14 protein-coding genes are annotated in these 15284 nt (G+C 71.3%); 3 read left to right on the top strand and 11 right to left on the bottom strand.

Annotation, left to right across the window (positions count from 1 at the left end; translation table 11 throughout):
* The first annotated feature begins 86 nt into the window (after positions 1-86).
* Complete coding sequence (locus OHA03_RS12390; RefSeq protein WP_267003644.1) at positions 87-1010, top strand: ABC transporter ATP-binding protein; 924 nt, start codon at positions 87-89, stop codon at positions 1008-1010.
* On the top strand, positions 1007-2608 hold the full coding sequence (locus OHA03_RS12395) for an ABC transporter permease (protein WP_267003646.1): 1602 nt from the start codon (positions 1007-1009) through the stop codon (positions 2606-2608). The genes OHA03_RS12390 and OHA03_RS12395 overlap by 4 nt, the downstream gene beginning before the upstream one ends.
* Before the next feature lie 246 nt (positions 2609-2854).
* On the opposite strand, the gene OHA03_RS12400 is transcribed toward OHA03_RS12395, so the two are convergent.
* From OHA03_RS12400 to OHA03_RS12435, 8 genes are all read right to left on the bottom strand, one after another.
* On the bottom strand, positions 2855-4084 hold the full coding sequence (locus OHA03_RS12400) for a cytochrome P450 (protein WP_267003648.1): 1230 nt from the start codon (positions 4082-4084) through the stop codon (positions 2855-2857).
* Positions 4085-4121: 37 nt separating this feature from the next.
* Positions 4122-4784, bottom strand: a complete 663-nt coding sequence (locus OHA03_RS12405; protein WP_267003650.1) for a response regulator transcription factor — start codon at positions 4782-4784, stop codon at positions 4122-4124.
* Positions 4781-6100 (bottom strand): sensor histidine kinase, encoded by a 1320-nt coding sequence (locus OHA03_RS12410; protein ID WP_267003652.1) that lies wholly within the window; start codon positions 6098-6100, stop codon positions 4781-4783. The genes OHA03_RS12405 and OHA03_RS12410 overlap by 4 nt, the downstream gene beginning before the upstream one ends.
* A gap of 132 nt (positions 6101-6232) precedes the next feature.
* The gene (locus OHA03_RS12415; RefSeq protein WP_267003653.1) at positions 6233-7108 is read right to left on the bottom strand and encodes a S9 family peptidase; all 876 of its coding nucleotides are present in this window, start codon (positions 7106-7108) and stop codon (positions 6233-6235) included.
* A 109-nt stretch (positions 7109-7217) separates the two neighbouring features.
* Positions 7218-8456 (bottom strand): kynureninase, encoded by a 1239-nt coding sequence (kynU, locus tag OHA03_RS12420; RefSeq protein ID WP_267003654.1) that lies wholly within the window; start codon positions 8454-8456, stop codon positions 7218-7220.
* On the bottom strand, positions 8449-9297 hold the full coding sequence (locus OHA03_RS12425) for a tryptophan 2,3-dioxygenase family protein (RefSeq protein ID WP_267003656.1): 849 nt from the start codon (positions 9295-9297) through the stop codon (positions 8449-8451). Before OHA03_RS12425 ends, kynU begins: the two co-directional genes overlap by 8 nt.
* A 160-nt stretch (positions 9298-9457) precedes the next feature.
* A complete protein-coding gene (locus OHA03_RS12430) occupies positions 9458-9871 on the bottom strand; it encodes a DUF3151 domain-containing protein (RefSeq protein WP_030977723.1) in 414 nt (137 codons plus the stop codon).
* Between the two features lie 57 nt (positions 9872-9928).
* Positions 9929-11446, bottom strand: a complete 1518-nt coding sequence (locus OHA03_RS12435; RefSeq protein ID WP_267003658.1) for an MFS transporter — start codon at positions 11444-11446, stop codon at positions 9929-9931.
* 136 nt (positions 11447-11582) lie between these two features.
* Here OHA03_RS12435 and OHA03_RS12440 point away from each other — a divergent pair, with 136 nt between their 5' ends.
* Positions 11583-12197, top strand: coding sequence for a hypothetical protein (locus OHA03_RS12440; RefSeq protein WP_267003661.1), 615 nt, complete (start codon positions 11583-11585; stop codon positions 12195-12197).
* 58 nt (positions 12198-12255) lie between these two features.
* Here OHA03_RS12440 and OHA03_RS12445 read toward each other — a convergent pair whose 3' ends face one another.
* From OHA03_RS12445 to pyrE, 3 genes are all read right to left on the bottom strand, one after another.
* Positions 12256-13416 (bottom strand): MalY/PatB family protein, encoded by a 1161-nt coding sequence (locus OHA03_RS12445; RefSeq protein ID WP_267003663.1) that lies wholly within the window; start codon positions 13414-13416, stop codon positions 12256-12258.
* Between the two features lie 88 nt (positions 13417-13504).
* Complete coding sequence (gene fbaA / locus OHA03_RS12450; RefSeq protein WP_267003665.1) at positions 13505-14527, bottom strand: class II fructose-bisphosphate aldolase; 1023 nt, start codon at positions 14525-14527, stop codon at positions 13505-13507.
* Positions 14528-14740: 213 nt separating this feature from the next.
* Positions 14741-15280 carry an orotate phosphoribosyltransferase gene (gene pyrE, locus OHA03_RS12455; protein WP_267003667.1) on the bottom strand — a complete coding sequence of 180 codons (540 nt, stop codon included), beginning with the start codon at positions 15278-15280 and terminating at the stop codon, positions 14741-14743.
* Between the last annotated feature and the right edge of the window lie 4 nt (positions 15281-15284).

Raw genomic sequence — 15284 nt, forward strand, 5'->3', positions numbered from 1 at the left:
GCGGGGTTCCCGGCCCCGGACCACACCTTGACTTTATACGCTTCCTTAACTTCACAACTTTGTGAAAGTAGCGTACGTTCAGAAACATGACGAAGGCAATCACCGTGGCCGGACTGCACAAGTCGTTCGGGCGGACGCACGCGCTGGACGGCCTCGACCTCGCGGTCGAGACCGGTGAGGTCCATGGCTTCCTCGGGCCCAACGGTTCCGGGAAGTCCACCACCATCCGGGTTCTGCTGGGCCTGCTGCGGGCAGACTCCGGCGCCGCACAGCTGCTCGGCCGGGACCCGTGGAAGGACGCGGTCGAGCTGCACCGCCGGGTGGCGTACGTCCCCGGTGACGTCACCCTGTGGCGCAACCTCTCCGGCGGCGAGGTGATCGACCTGTACGGGCGGCTGCGCGGCGGCGGCCTCGACAAGCAGCGGCGCGCCGACCTCATCGAGCGGTTCGAGCTGGACCCCACCAAGAAGGGGCGGACGTACTCCAAGGGCAACCGCCAGAAGGTCGCCCTGGTCGCCGCACTCGCATCCGACGTCGACCTGCTGATCCTGGACGAGCCGACCTCCGGGCTCGACCCGCTGATGGAGGAGGTCTTCACGGACTACGTGCGGGAGGCCGCCCGCGAACGCGGCCAGACCGTACTGCTCTCCTCGCACATCCTGAGCGAGATCGAGACACTCTGCGATCGCGTCAGCATCATCCGCAAGGGCGTCACGGTCGAGACCGGGTCCCTCGCGGACCTGCGCCACCTGACCCGTACCAGCGTCACCGCCGAACTGGCCGCCGCACCGAACGGGCTCGCCCAGTTGCCCGGCGTCCATGACCTCGACGTCCAGGGCAGGCGGGTACGGCTCCAGGTGGACACCGACAAGCTCGACGCCGTGCTGCGTTCGCTCACCACCTCGGGCGTACGGTCGCTGACCAGCACCCCGCCCACCCTGGAGGAGCTGTTCCTCCGGCACTACCAGGACGATGCGGCCACGGTCCCGGAAGAGGCGATGTCGCGATGACCGCGGAACTCGCGGTACGCCGCGGCGGTGCCGGGCAACTCACGGGAATCACCCCGCTGTTCAGGCTCGCTCTGCGCCGGGACCGCATCATGCTTCCGGTGTGGGTCCTCGTGCTCACCCTCATGGTCGTCAGCGGCGGCTCGTCGATCGAGCGGCTCTACGACACTCCGGCCGCCCGCGCCGAGGTCGCCGCGTCCATGAGCGCGAACAGCTCCTTGCGCTCCATGTACGGACCGGTCTTCGGCGACTCGATCGGAGCTCTGGTGGCCTGGCGGTTCGGTGTCCTCGCCGCCACCCTGGCCGCCGTGATGAGCCTGATCATCGTCATCCGGCACACCCGCGAGGAGGAGGAGACGGGCCGTCAGGAACTGCTCTCCTCAGCAATGGTGGGGCGGCGCGCCCCACTGACATCGGCGCTGTTCACCGCCCTGGCCGCCAACGCGCTGGTCACGCTGTTCATCACGGGCGGCCTCGCCGGACGGGGCGGAACAGGAGCGCTGGCACTCGGGCTCGCCGTCGGCGCGACCGGAATGCTCTTCGCGACCATGGCGGCGATCGTCGCGCAGCTCACCGAGAGCGCGCGGCTCGCCAAGGGGATGACGGGCGGCGTGCTCGGCCTCGCCTTCCTGCTGCGGGCGGCCGGAGACTCCGGTGTGAACGACGGGTCGTCCGTACTGACCTGGCTGTCGCCGATCGGCTGGGCCGAGAACATGCGACCGTACGCCGGCGAGCGCTGGTGCGTGCTGCTGCTCTTCGTGGCGGCAATCGCGGCTCAGGCCGCGGCCGCGTACACACTGGCCGGGCGGCGCGACATCGGCATGGGCTTCCTCCCGGCCCGTCCGGGCCCGGCCGAGGGCCGACTCGCCACCGCGGGTGGCCTGGCCCGGCGGCTGCAGCGCGGCACGCTGCTCGGCTGGACCGCGGGCTTCGCCGTCGCGGGCGTCGTCTTCGGCGGCATGGCCGAGGGTGCGGCCGACCTGGTGGGTGACAACGAGCAGGCCAAGGAGATCTTCATGCGGATGGGCGGACAGGAGGGCATGACCCAGGCCTTCCTGGCCACGATGGTCGGGATGCTGGGGATGATGGCCGCGTTGTATGTGGTGGCATCGATCCTCCGCCTGCACAGTGAGGAAACCTCGCAGCGCGCCGAACCGCTGCTCGCGAACCGCCTGGGGCGGTTGCGGTGGGCAGCCGGGCACCTGGTGATCGCGTTCGGCGGCGCGGTGGCCATCATGCTGGTCGGCGGGCTCGGTCTGGCCGTCGGATACGGCGACGAGTTCGGCGCGGTGCTCGGGGCGTCGCTGGTCCAGGTGCCCGCGATCTGGCTCCTCGGCGGTCTGGCGGTCCTGCTGTACGGAGCGCTTCCCAAAGCGGCTCCGGCGGCGTGGGGTGTGGTGGGAGCGTGCCTGCTGATCGGCTGGATCGGCCCGGCGCTCGACCTGCCCCAGACAGTGATGAACCTGTCACCCTTCGGTCATCTGCCGAAGCTGCCGGGCACCGAGATGCAGTGGGCTCCGGTGCTGCTGCTCACCGCGACGGCGGTGGCGCTGACGGGCGCGGGACTGGCGGCGCTGCGGCGACGCGACCTCCTGACCTGAGCAACGGTCCGGCCGGTCGGACCGAGTCCGGCTGAACCGCGTGCACGGCCGGACCTCCATGCGGCCGGCCCCCGGAGGGGCAGAACTCTTCCGGGGGCGGGCCGCTCCTCCCGCGAGGCACGTGGGGCCGGGCCCTGTGCCGTGGTCCTGCCGGCGCTCACCGCCTTCGGGGTCGCCTTCGACGTCCTGGACGGACCGCGCCTCGCGAGCGGCCCGGGGTGCTGAGCGGCGCTCGGCGGCTTCCCGTCACAGCTCCACGCGCAGCTCCTTCACGCCCCTGATCACGTAACCCGGGTTCCACTCCGGCTCGGCCGCCAGCCGCATCCCGGGCGCCCGGCGCAGCAACTCGCTGAAGGAAGCCGAGAGTTCGACCCGGGCCAGCGGCGCGCCCAGGCAGAAGTGGATGCCGGCGCCGAACGAGACGTGCGGATTCTCCCGCCGGGACAGGTCCAGCGTCTCCGGGTCCGTGAAGCGGGCCGGGTCGCGGTTGGCGGAGCCGAAGAGGAGGGCCACCTCCGAGCCGCGCGGGATGACCGTGCCGTCGATCTCGATGTCGTCGAGGACCCAGCGCTCGAACATCTGCAACGGAGTGTCGTACCGCAGCAACTCCTCCACGGCCGTGGGCAGCAGCCCGTGGTCGGCGCGCAGGGCCGCCAGCTGCTCGGGGTGGCGCAGCAGCGTCCACCAGCCGTTGACGGTGGTGTTGACCGTCGCCTCGTGTCCCGCGTTCAGCAGCAGCACACAGGTGGAGACCATCTCCTGCTCGCTCAGCCGCTCCCCCTCGTCGTGCGCGGCGATGAGCGCGGAGATCAGATCCGTACCGGGGTTCTTGCGGCGCTCCGCGATCAGCTCCCGCAGATAGGCGGAGAATTCCACCGAGGCGCGAACGGCGGCGCTCGCGGTCTCCTCGGACGGGTTCAGTTCGAACATCCCGCAGATCGCCGCCGACCAGGGCCGCAGCGGAGCGCGGTCGGACGCGGGGATGCCCAGCATCTCGGCGATGACGGCGACGGGCAGCGGTTCGGCGACCGCGGTGAGCAGGTCGCCGCCGCCCGCCTCGACGAAGCTGTCGACCAGCTCGGCGGCCAGCCGCCGCACCGTCGGGACGAGCCGCTCCACCGTACGCGGGGTGAATGCCTTGGAGACCAGGCGCCGGATCCGGGTGTGGGCGGGGGCCTCCAGATCGAGGAGCCCCTGCCCGTTGAGGGTGGTGAAGGGCTCGTACGCGGCGGGCGGAGGCGTGCGGCCGAACTCCTCGTGGGTGAAGCGGTGCAGATAGGTGCGGCCCAGGCGCCGGTCCCGCAGCAGCGCCGACACATCGGCGTGGTGCGGGACGAGCCACTGGTCCGTGGGCTCGAACCGGTGCACACGGCCGGTGGCCCGCAGCGCGGCGTAGGCGGGATACGGGTCGGCGACGAACGCCGGCGACCAGGGATCGAACGAAGCGGCGGACTCGGGCTGCGGAGACGGGTGCATGGAGGGACGCTAGCCGCCCGCCCGCCGGTGCGGCAGCTCAGGCCGGGGTGACCAGCCGCGCCTCGTACGCGAACACCGCCGCCTGCGTACGGTCCCGCAGCCCCAGCTTCACCAGGATGCGGCTCACATGCGTCTTGATGGTGGACTCGGCGACCACCAGGTGCGAGGCGATCTCCGCGTTCGACAGGCCCTGCGCGATGAGGACGAGCACCTCCGTCTCGCGCTCCGTCAGATCGCCGATCCGGGCGAGCGCGGGCGGCCGCGGGGCCCCGGCGAGCCGGGAGAACTCGGTGATCAGCCGCTTCGTGACGGTCGGCGCCAGCAGCGCCTCCCCGGCCGCCACCACCCGTACCCCGTCGGCGAGCTGGCGGGCGGAGGCGTCCTTCAGCAGAAACCCGGACGCCCCGGCGCGCAGCGCCTGGTACACGTACTCGTCGAGGTCGAACGTGGTCAGCACGAGCACCTTGGCGGCCGCGTCGTTCGCGACGATCTCACGGGTCGCCTCGATGCCGTTGAGCTCCGGCATCCGGATGTCCATCAGCACCACGTCGGGCCGCAGCGCGGCGGCCTGGGCGATGGCCTGCCGGCCGTCGACGGCCTCGCCGACGACCTCGATGCCCGGCATCGCCCCCAGGAGCACCGAGAAGCCCTCACGGACCATCATCTGGTCGTCGACGATCAGGACACGGATGTCGTTCATGAGGTCTCGCTCTGCGTCGGTTCCTGGGCCAGGGGTACGGGGATGAACACGGCGATCTCGTACCCGCCGTCCGGCGTCGTCCCGGCGGTCATCTCGCCGTTCAGCATGGCGACCCGCTCCCGCATCCCCGTGATGCCGTGCCCGGCGCCCGGCGAGGGCTTCACCGGACCGGTCGGCGGCCCGTTGACTACCCGCAGCCCGAGCCCGCCGAGCACATAGCCGATCTCGGCCTTGGCGGCGGCGCCGGGCGCGTGCCGCAACGTGTTGCTGAGGGCTTCCTGGATGATCCGGTACGCCGACAGCTCGACGCCCTGCGGCAGTTCGCGTACCGCACCGGTGACGGTCTTCTCCACCGCCAGGCCCGCGTCCGCCACGTTGGCGAGCAGTCCGTCCAGCTCCGCGAGGGTGGGCTGCGGGGCGTCCGGCGCTTCGTAGTCCTCGGCCCGCACGACGCCGAGGACCCGGCGCAGTTCGGTGAGGGCGGCGACGGCGTTCTCCCGGATGGTGACGAAGGCCTGCTCCAGCTCGGGCGGCGGGTTCTCCACCCGGTACGGGGCGGCCTCGGCCTGGATCGCGACGACCGACATGTGGTGGGCGACCACGTCGTGCAGCTCGCGGGCGATGGTGGTGCGCTCCTCCAGCAGCGTGCGCCGGTCGCGTTCCACGGCGGTGACGGTGCGCTGCACGGTCACCTCGCGCTCCGCCTCCCGGCGGGTCTGCACCACGGTCACCACGAGCAGGGCGAACGCGGAGGCCACGGCCATCGGCCCGGTGGTCGACGAGTAGTGCCAGCCGAAGTTCTCCAGGAAGGTGCCGAGCACCACGGTCAGGACCCACATCCAGGCGGCGGTACGCGGCCGGGTCCGGGCCGCGACCACGACGAGCACCACCAGGTGCGAGAGGAACATGCCCGGTACCCACGGCCAGTCGCCGCCGGTGATCACGGCTGTCACCGGAGTGAGCGCCATCGACATCCAGAACGCGCCGACCGGCCGGAACAGCGTCATCACGACGGTCAGCGCCGGGAGCAGCCCGGTCAGGATGATCTCGATCCCGGACCATGTCCCGGAGCCGTCCGCCGCGCCGATGCCTATGAGGACCGTGATCAGCGCGGCCAGCCCGACCAGCGCGTGCGGCGTCCGGGCGGCCCGCGCGCGCATCCGCTCGGACAGCCGCCGGGTCAGCGCCCCGTCGGTACGCATGGGCGCCAGCGGACGGTAGGCGAACGCATCGTGGAAGAGGTCCTGCCGCAGGCCGCCTATCGCCCCTGCGGCCAGCCGGAACTCGGGGCTTCTGGTCTTGGTGGTCTCGGTCACGCTCCCAAGGTAGGCGGCCGGGCGCACCACGTCGTCAGCAGTGATACGGATCCTGCGGCGTCCATCGCAAGGACTACTGGACCCGGGAAATCACTGACAAATGCGACTGTCGGGTGCCCTCGGCGCCCCCTGTCACCACGCCAGCTGGGCGATCTCCTCCGCCACCACCGCGCACGCGTCCGCCGCCGGATCGATCAACGGGAAGTGCCCGACCTCCTCCAGCAGCGTCAGCCCCACCGTCTCGCCCGCCTTGGCCGCCGCGTCCACGAACGCCTCGGCGACCGCGTGCGGCACGGTCAGATCGGTGCGTCCCTGTACGACCGCGGTGGCGATACCGGTCGGCAGCAGCGCGGCCGGATCGGCGTACGGGCTCCGCGCGGCGAAGTCCTCTTTCCTCCCCAGGAGTTGACCCACCGCGCCGGAGCAGACATCCAGCTCCACCGCCGTGCCGAAGTCGGCGATCGGCGCGAGGGCGACGACCCCGCGCAGCGGCGGCGCCGCGGCAAGCCGCCATGGCGACCCCTGCGGCAGTACGTGCCGGGCCGCGGCCCACAGCGCCAGCTGGCCGCCCGCGGAGTGCCCGGTGACGACGACCCGTCGCGCATCGGCCTCCGGAAGTGCGACGGCCAGCAGCCCGGGCAGCGCGTCCATCGCCGCGGCGACATCGTCGAACGTCTCCGGCCAACGGCCCGCGACCGGACCGGAACCCCGCTGCTGCGGGAGCTCGCTGCCGCGCCGGTACTCGACGTTGGCGACGGCGAAACCGCGACGGGCCAGGAAGTCCGCGAACGGCGTCACATGGAGCCGGTCGTACGGCCCCCGCCACGCACCACCGTGCAGGACGACCACGACGGGCGCCCCGGCCCGCCCGTCGCGCGGGGCGTAGAAGTCGATCACCTGGTCGGGATGGTCGCCGTAGGCGGCCGAGGCGTCGGGGGCGACGGCCGGATGCGAGAAGGCCGACTCGGTCTCGACTGCGTCCCGATCACGCGCGGCGGAATCCGACATGCTGCTCCAACCATCCGACAGAGGTGCCCAACTGGCCTGACCAGCGGGGACGGTATCAGCACGCGGTTCCGCGTCCCCACGGGGATTCACCGTGGGGACGCGGCAGGCGTCACACCTCGCCGAGCACCCCGTCGAGCGCCCTGCCCGACACCTCGCTCAGCACCTCACCCAGCACCCGCGCAGCCCGCTCCACATCCGCGAACCCCACGTACAGCGGCGTGAACCCGAACCGCAGCACATCCGGCCGCCGCAGGTCCCCGACCACGCCCCGCGCGATCAGCGCACGCATCACCGGCTCGGTGATGCCCGCGTCCACGCACCGCAACGACACCTGGCTGCCGCGCTCCGCATGGGCCTGCGGCGTGACCGGAACGACCACACCTTCCGGCGCATACGCCCCGACGCATTCCAGGAAGAAGTCCGTCAGGGCCAGCGACTTGGCCCGTACCGCCTCGACCGGCACCCCGTCCCACACGTCCAGCGCCGCTTCGAGCGCCAGCATGGACAGGATGTCGGGGGTTCCGACCCGGCCGCGTACGGAACCGTCCGCGGGCGCGTACCCGGGATCCATCGCGAACGGGTCGGCGTGCGACGTCCACCCCGGCAGCGGCGAGTCGAAGGCCGCCTGATGCCGCTCGGCGACGTACAGGTACGCGGGCGAACCGGGCCCGCCGTTCAGGTACTTGTACGTACAGCCGACCGCCAGGTCCACGCCGTGCGCGTCCAGACCCACGGGCAGCGCGCCCGCGCTGTGGCACAGGTCCCAGACGGCGAGGCCGCCCGCCGCGTGCACGGTCGCGGTGAGTCCGGGCAGGTCGTGCAGCCGGCCGGTGCGGAAGTCGACGTGGTTGAGCAGGACGACCGCGGTACGGGGCCCGACCGCGCCCGGTACGTCACCGGGTGCGACGGGGACGAGCCGGTGCCCGGTCATCCGGGCGGCGGACTCGGCTATGTACCCGTCGGTGGGAAAGGTCGTCGCGTCGACCAGGATCTCGTCGCGCCCCTCCGGCGCCAGCCGGCTCGCGGCGACGACGGCCTTGAAGACGTTCACGCTCGTCGAATCGCCGACGACGATCTGTCCGGCGGCCGCCCCGACGAGCGGGGCGATCCGGTCGCCGATCCGCTCGGGCGCTGTCCACCAGCCGCTCTCGTCCCAGGACCGGATGCGCAGCTCGCCCCACTCGCGGGTGAGGACCTCCTGCACCCGGGCGGGTACGTGTCGCGGCAGCGCCCCGAGCGAGTTTCCGTCGAGGTACACACCGTCGTCGAGGGTGAACAGCTTGCGCAGATCCGCGAGTTCGTCGGCGGTGTCGAGTGCCGCGGCCCGCGCGGCGAAGGTCTCAGACATGGCTGCGCGCCGTCCAGAGCTCGGGGAACACATTCTTCGTGGCCCGCTTCTCCAGCCACGCGACCCCGGCGGAGCCGCCGGTACCGGTCTTCGAGCCCATCGCGCGCCGGGTGGCGACGAGGTGGTCGTTGCGCCAGCGCCACACCAGTTCGCCGACGTCGGTGAGCGCCTCGCCGAGCCGGACGAGCTCGTCGTACCGCTCGGGGTCGGAGTAGATCTCCGTCCAGACGGCCTCGACCTCGGGGGACGGCTCGTACTTCTGCGTCAGGTCGCGGCCGAGCACGGACTGCGGCACCCGGTGGCCGCGCCGGGCGAGCAGGGCGAGCACCTCGTCGTACAGGCTCGGCTCGGCGAGCGCCTTCTCCAGCTCGGCGTGGACGCGGGGCGCGCCCCGGTGCGGTACGAGCATGGACGCGGACTTGTCGCCGAGCAGGAACTCCATCCGCCGGTACATCGCCGACTGGAAGCCGGAGCCCTCGCCGAGTGCGGCACGGTAGGAGTTGAACTGGGCGGGGGTGAGCTGGGCGAGCGGCGTCCAGGACGCGTTGAGCGCCTCCAGTTCCCGTACCGACCGCTTCAGCGCATCGCGCGCGACCGGCAGCCGGTCCTCACGCAGGGCGTGCGCCGCGGTCTCCCACTCATGGACGATGACCGTGAACCACAGCTCCATGACCTGGGTGGTGACCAGGAAGACCATCTCGCCCGGGTCGTCGGAGCGCAGGTGCTGGAGGTGGGTCAGGACATCCGCCTGGACGTAGTCCTCGTACGGAGTCGTTCCCGCGAAGTCCAGGTGCGGGGTGTCCGCACCGGTGGCTTCGGGGTCGGGGTGGATCGTCGACATCGCTGTCTCCTCGACACGAGCTTCCGGGTAGCGGTCCGCCCCTTCCGTGAGGTGATGGAGCTCCGGTCCCCTGCCCGCATCCTAAGCGGACCCCGGGGAAACGTGCAGGCCCCGCAGACGGCGGTACGTCTGCGGGGCCCGGATCACCGTCCCGGAGGTCCTAACCCAGGATCTCGGCGGCGGTCGGCGACGAGTCGCGGAGGAACGTCGAGCAGCGCTCGTACTCCTCCTGCTCACCGATCGACTGGGCGGCGCGCGCGAGGGCGTGCAGGGCGCGCAGGAAACCGCGGTTCGGCTCGTGCTCGAACGGTACGGGCCCGTGGCCCTTCCAGCCGGCCCTGCGCAGTGCGTCGAGGCCACGGTGGTAACCGGTGCGGGCGTAGGCGTACGACTCGATGACACGGCCGCCCTCGAACGCCTCGTCGGCGAGCTGCGCCCAGGCCAGCGAAGAGGTCGGGTACTTCGCGGCGACATCGGCGGGGGCCGTGCCGTTCGCGAGGAGCTCGCGCGGCTCGGGGTCGTCGGGCAGGTGGGTCGGGGGAGGCCCCCCGAGCAGGTTCTCGTGGATGGACATGGGTTCAAGTGTGCCTGGCGCATGCGCGTCGGGGGTAGCCGGGCGTCCTCGGATCGGTCAGGTCCGGCCCGGGTCCCCGTTCTCGTCCCGAGCGGGCTCCAGGGGAGGCGCCGCGACAGCGCAGTGCACGGTGCATTCGGGACGCGCCTTGCTCTTCCGGACCGCGGGCGGTGTCCGTACGGTCGCCCAGGCGATCACCGAGCCCAGCACCATCAGACCGGCACACATCGGCATGGCCCGCTTGAAGGCCGCTGCGAACTGCCCGGCGTCGCGGTACGCCTCCGGGCCCATCCCGGCGAGCAGCGGCAGCGCGGCCACGGCGATCAGGCCTGCGGCGCGGGCGGCGGCGTTGTTGATCCCGCTGGCCAGCCCGGCCCGGGCGGTGTCGACGGAGGCGAGGACGGTCGAGGTGAGCGGCGCCACCACGGTGACCAGGCCGAGGCCGAGCACGGTGACGGCGGGCAGCACGTGCTGTACGTACCCGGAGACGGTGGCGTCGCCGGGACCCACCCGCAGCATGAGCAGCATCCCGGCGGCGGCGAACAGCGGCCCGACAGTGAGCGGGATACGGGGACCGATCCGCTGCCCCAGCTCGCCCGACGAGGCGGAGAACAGCAGCATCAGCACAGTGGTCGGAAGGAGGGCGGTCCCGGCGCCGAGGGCGGAGTACCCCGCCACGACCTGGAGCTGGATGGCGGAGAGGAAGAAATAGCCGCCGAGCGCCGCGTACACACAGAGCGTGACGATATTGACCGCGGTGAACTGCCGGGACCCGAACACCGACGGCGGCAGCATGGGGTTCGCCCGCCGCCGCTCCACCTGCACGAACGCCACCCCGAGCAGGACCCCGCCCACGGCCGCCCCGATCACCGCGGCGGACGCCCCCTGGCCGGGTGCCTCGATCAGCGCATAGGTCACCAGGGCAAGGGCGAGCGCGCCGAGCACGGCCCCCAGGACATCGAAGCGGCCGTGTGCGTGCGGGTTACGCGACTCGGGTACGTGACGCAGCGCGACCGGCACGCAGACGGCGGCCACCGGCACATTGATCAGAAACACCCACCGCCACCCGGGGCCGTCGACGAGCCACCCCCCGACGAACGGCCCGATGGCGGCCCCCACCCCACCGAACCCCGACCACAGCCCGACCGCGCGCGCCCGGTCGTCCGGATGAAAACTTGCCTGGATCAACGCCAGCGACCCGGGGGTGAGGAGCGCCCCGCCGACCCCCTGGAGGGCGCGGGCACCGATCAGAACGGCGGCATTCGGCGCAATGCCGCACAGCAACGAGGCACTGGCGAACCAGATCACCCCCACGACGAAGACCCGCCGCCGCCCGTAACGGTCCCCGAGCGCCCCACCGAGAAGGATCAGCCCGGCGAGCGTCAGCATGTAGGCGTTGACGGTCCACTGAAGGGCGGCCAGGTCGGTGCCGAGGTCCTTGCCGATGCGGGGCAGCGCAACGTTGATGACGGTGGAGTCGAGCAGGGCCATGCTGGACCCGAGGACGGTGGTCAGGACGACCCAGCGCCCGGGTGCGGAGGCAGCACGGATCTCGCCGGCCGGTTTCTCGCCCATGCGAGCAGCATCGCCGTTACGCGGCACTCCGGCCAGTCCGGGTCCGGCCGCCCCGCCCGTCGCCCGCGCCCGCGCCCGCAGCGCGTGAGCCCTGAGTAATGTGTGCGGAAATGTCCCGGTTCCGGAGATGGATTCCATGGAAGACGACGAGACCCGCTCCGCAGGCACGGGCGCAGGCACGGGTCCCGGCACCCACCGCATCCGCAGCGCCGCCATCGGCCAGGTGGTACCGAGGACCGCCGTGATCGCCGGCGGCGGAGCGCTGGCGATCTGGGAGCCCGCCTTCACCCTCGGCGCCTACAACGTCGTCTTCTACTACCAACTGCTCACCCTCTGGGCGGTGTCGACCGCCGTGATGCTGACCGCCCTGCTGATGCGCGAACGCGGACCGCGGCACGGCTGGATGTACTGGGCCTGTCTGGCCCTGCCCAGCGTGTGGATCGTCATCGCCGCCGTGGTGCCCCGCCACGACGGCTGGCCGGACAAGACGCTCTTCCTGGCGGGCGGCATCCTCAGCATCGTCGGCACCCCGCTGCTGGTCTGGGTGCTCCTGCACCTCCTGCTCTTCGGGGAGTCGGAGCTCTCCGTGCGCGAGCGAAGGACGGTCATCGGGGTCGTCGTGGCCGTCGGCGTGCTCGCCTACGGGCTCGGCCAGTTGAACCACGTCTTTCTCACCTGCGGGGACTTCGACATCAGCGGAAACAGCGTCCCTTCCGGGTGCCGGCCGGGACACGCCTCCCCGCTCGGCTGACGCACGGCGCCCGGCAGGGAACGCGTTCGCCCTTCGCCGCCGGGCGGGCAGTCGTCCGCTACCTCACGGCCTCCAGAGCCCGCACCAGCGCCTCCACGCCCGCCTCGACCTTGCTCCGCGGGCACCCCACGTTGAGCCGCAGGAACCCCTCGGCCCCGTACACCGCACCCGGCATGATCGCGACCTTCTCGCGCTCGATCAGCACCCGCTGCAGCGCCTCGTCGTCCACACCCAGGGGGCGCAGATCGATCCACGCCAGATAGCCGGCCTGCGGGGGCTGCCAGGACAGTTCGGGGAACGCCGCGTTCAGGCGTTCCGCGACCAGGGCCAGGTTCCCGGCCACGTACGCGCGTACCGCGTCCAGCCACGGCCCGCCCTGCCGGTACGCGGCTATGTGCGCGGTGAGCGACAGTACCGCCGGGGAGGCCAGGCCCTCCGCCGTCTCCATGCGGCGCAGGAACTCCGTCCGGTCGGCCGGATCGCCGATGATGCCGTACGAGCCTGTCAGCGCCGGGAAGTTGAAGGACTTGGACGCGGACGAGATCACCGCCCAGCGGGCGTCACCCGCCACCCGCGTCCACGGCACATGCCGGTGGCCGTCGTGCACGAAGTCCGCATGGATCTCGTCGCTGATCACCGCGACCCCGTGGAGCGCGGCCAGAGCGGCCATGTCGACCAGTTCGGGCTCCGTCCACACCCGGCCCGTCGGGTTGTGCGGCGAGCAGAGCACCAGCACCTTCGCATCGGGGCGCGCCAGTTCCCGTTCGAGCGCCCCGGTGTCCCCCACCGGCACGCCCCGCAGCTCGCGGCCGAGGCCGGTGATCGCCTTGCGGAAGCCGTCGTACGTGGGGGTGTGGACCACCACGCCGTCGCCCTCGGCCGTCCACATCTGGAGGAGCTGCGAGAACTGGCTGAGCACGGACGGGCCGTACACCAGCCGGCCGGTGTCCAGCTCGGTGCCGTACCGGGTCTCGTACCAGTGCGCGATCGCCGACCTGAAGTCGTCGTGCTGCCAGCTGGTGTAGCCGAGCACGCCGTGATCGAGGCGGGTCCGCAGTGCGGTCAGGACCTCGGGGGCCGTCTCGAAGTCCATGTCGGAGATGGTGAACGGGAGCAGCCCGTCGACACCGAACCGGTCGGCGACCCCGTCCCACTGGACACACCAGGTGCCCCTGCGGTCGATGACGGTGTCGAAGTCATAGCGCGCGTTCGCTTGCACAGTGGGCTCCTCGTGCTCGTTCTCGGACATGCCGTGGGCCCGGCACCCCAGGGAGTACCGGGCCCACGGCCGCCGTTCGTACCTACTACTACTTCAGCTTGGTGCCGGTGGACCGCAGGTTGGCGCAGGCCTCCGTGACGCGCTTGGCCATGCCCGCCTCGGCGGACTTGCCCCAGCTGCGCGGGTCGTAGACCTTCTTGTTGCCGACCTCGCCGTCGACCTTCAGCACGCCGTCGTAGTTGCGGAACACGTGGTCCACGATCGGGCGGGTGAAGGCGTACTGGGTGTCGGTGTCGAGGTTCATCTTCACCACGCCGTTCTCCAGCGCGGTGGCGATCTCCTGCTCGGTGGAGCCGGAGCCGCCGTGGAAGACGAAGTCGAACGGAGACGACTTGCCGTACTTGGCGCCGACGCCCTCCTGGAGGTCCTTGAGGAGCTCGGGACGGAGCACGACGTTGCCCGGCTTGTAGACGCCGTGCACGTTGCCGAAGGAGGCGGCCAGCAGGTAGCGGCCCTTCTCGCCCAGGCCGAGCGCCTCGGCGGTACGCAGCGCGTCGTCGACGGTCGTGTACAGCTCGTCATTGATCTCGTGGGTGACGCCGTCCTCCTCGCCACCGGTCGGGGTGATCTCGACCTCGAGGATGATCTTGGCGGCGGCGGCCTTGGCCAGCAGCTCCTTGCCGATGGCCAGGTTGTCGGCGAGGGTCTCGGCCGAACCGTCCCACATGTGGGACTGGAACAGCGGGTTCAGGCCCTTGGCGACGCGCTCCGCGGAGATGTCGAGCAGCGGACGTACGTAACCGTCCAGCTTGTCCTTGGGGCAGTGGTCGGTGTGCAGCGCGACCGTGACGTCGTACTTGGCGGCGACGATGTGCGCGAACTCGGCGAGGGCGACGGCGCCCGTGACCATGTCCTTGTTGTGCTGGCCGCCCAGGAACTCCGCCCCACCGGTGGAGATCTGGACGATGCCGTCGCTCTCCGCCTCCGCGAAGCCGCGCAGTGCAGCGTGCAGGGTCTGGGTCGACGTCACATTGATGGCCGGGTAGGCGAACTTGCCTGCCTTCGCCCGGTCGAGCATCTCGGCGTAGACCTCGGGGGTTGCGATGGGCATCTGTCCGCTCCTTGGGATGTGCGGGTGTGCGTTGCTGGTTCCCTGACCTGGGGGCGACGTCATCGTCGCCCCCATCTTCCCAGACTCTCGCTTCGGCTCCACCCGGCGTACTCCCTCAACGTTCCGGCCGGGGAACTGAAGGCATACGACAAGGGCGGACGGTTTCACGTGAAACCGTCCGCCCTCGAAGGAAATCGCAGGTCAGGCCAGTGATCAGGCCAGGTCGAGGTCCGCCACCGTGTAGGCGTGGACGTACGGGAGACCGGCCTCGGCAATGGCCGGAGCGGCACCCCGCTCCACGATCGTGGCGACGGCGACGACTTCGCCACCGGCCTCACGCACCGCCTCGACGGCCGTCAGCGGCGAACCGCCGGTGGTCGAGGTGTCCTCGACCACCAGACAACGGCGGCCCTTCACGTCCGTGCCCTCGATCCGGCGCTGCATGCCGTGCGCCTTCTGCGCCTTGCGGACGACGAACGCGTCCAGGGTCTTCCCGCGCGCGGCAGAGGCGTGCAGCATCGACGTGGCCACCGGGTCGGCGCCCAGCGTCAGCCCGCCCACGCAGTCGTAGTCCAGCTCGGCGGTCTCGTCGAGCATGACCTGACCGACCATCGGAGCGGCCGTGCCGTCCAGCGTGATGCGACGCAGGTCGATGTACCAGTCGGCTTCCAGACCCGAGGAGAGGGTCACCTTGCCGTGCACCACGGCCTTGTCCTTGATCTGCTGGAGCAGCTCAGCGCGTACGTCAGTCATGGCT

Origin of the sequence: Streptomyces sp. NBC_00154 (assembly GCF_026342835.1) — a bacterium.
Classification (GTDB): domain Bacteria; phylum Actinomycetota; class Actinomycetes; order Streptomycetales; family Streptomycetaceae; genus Streptomyces.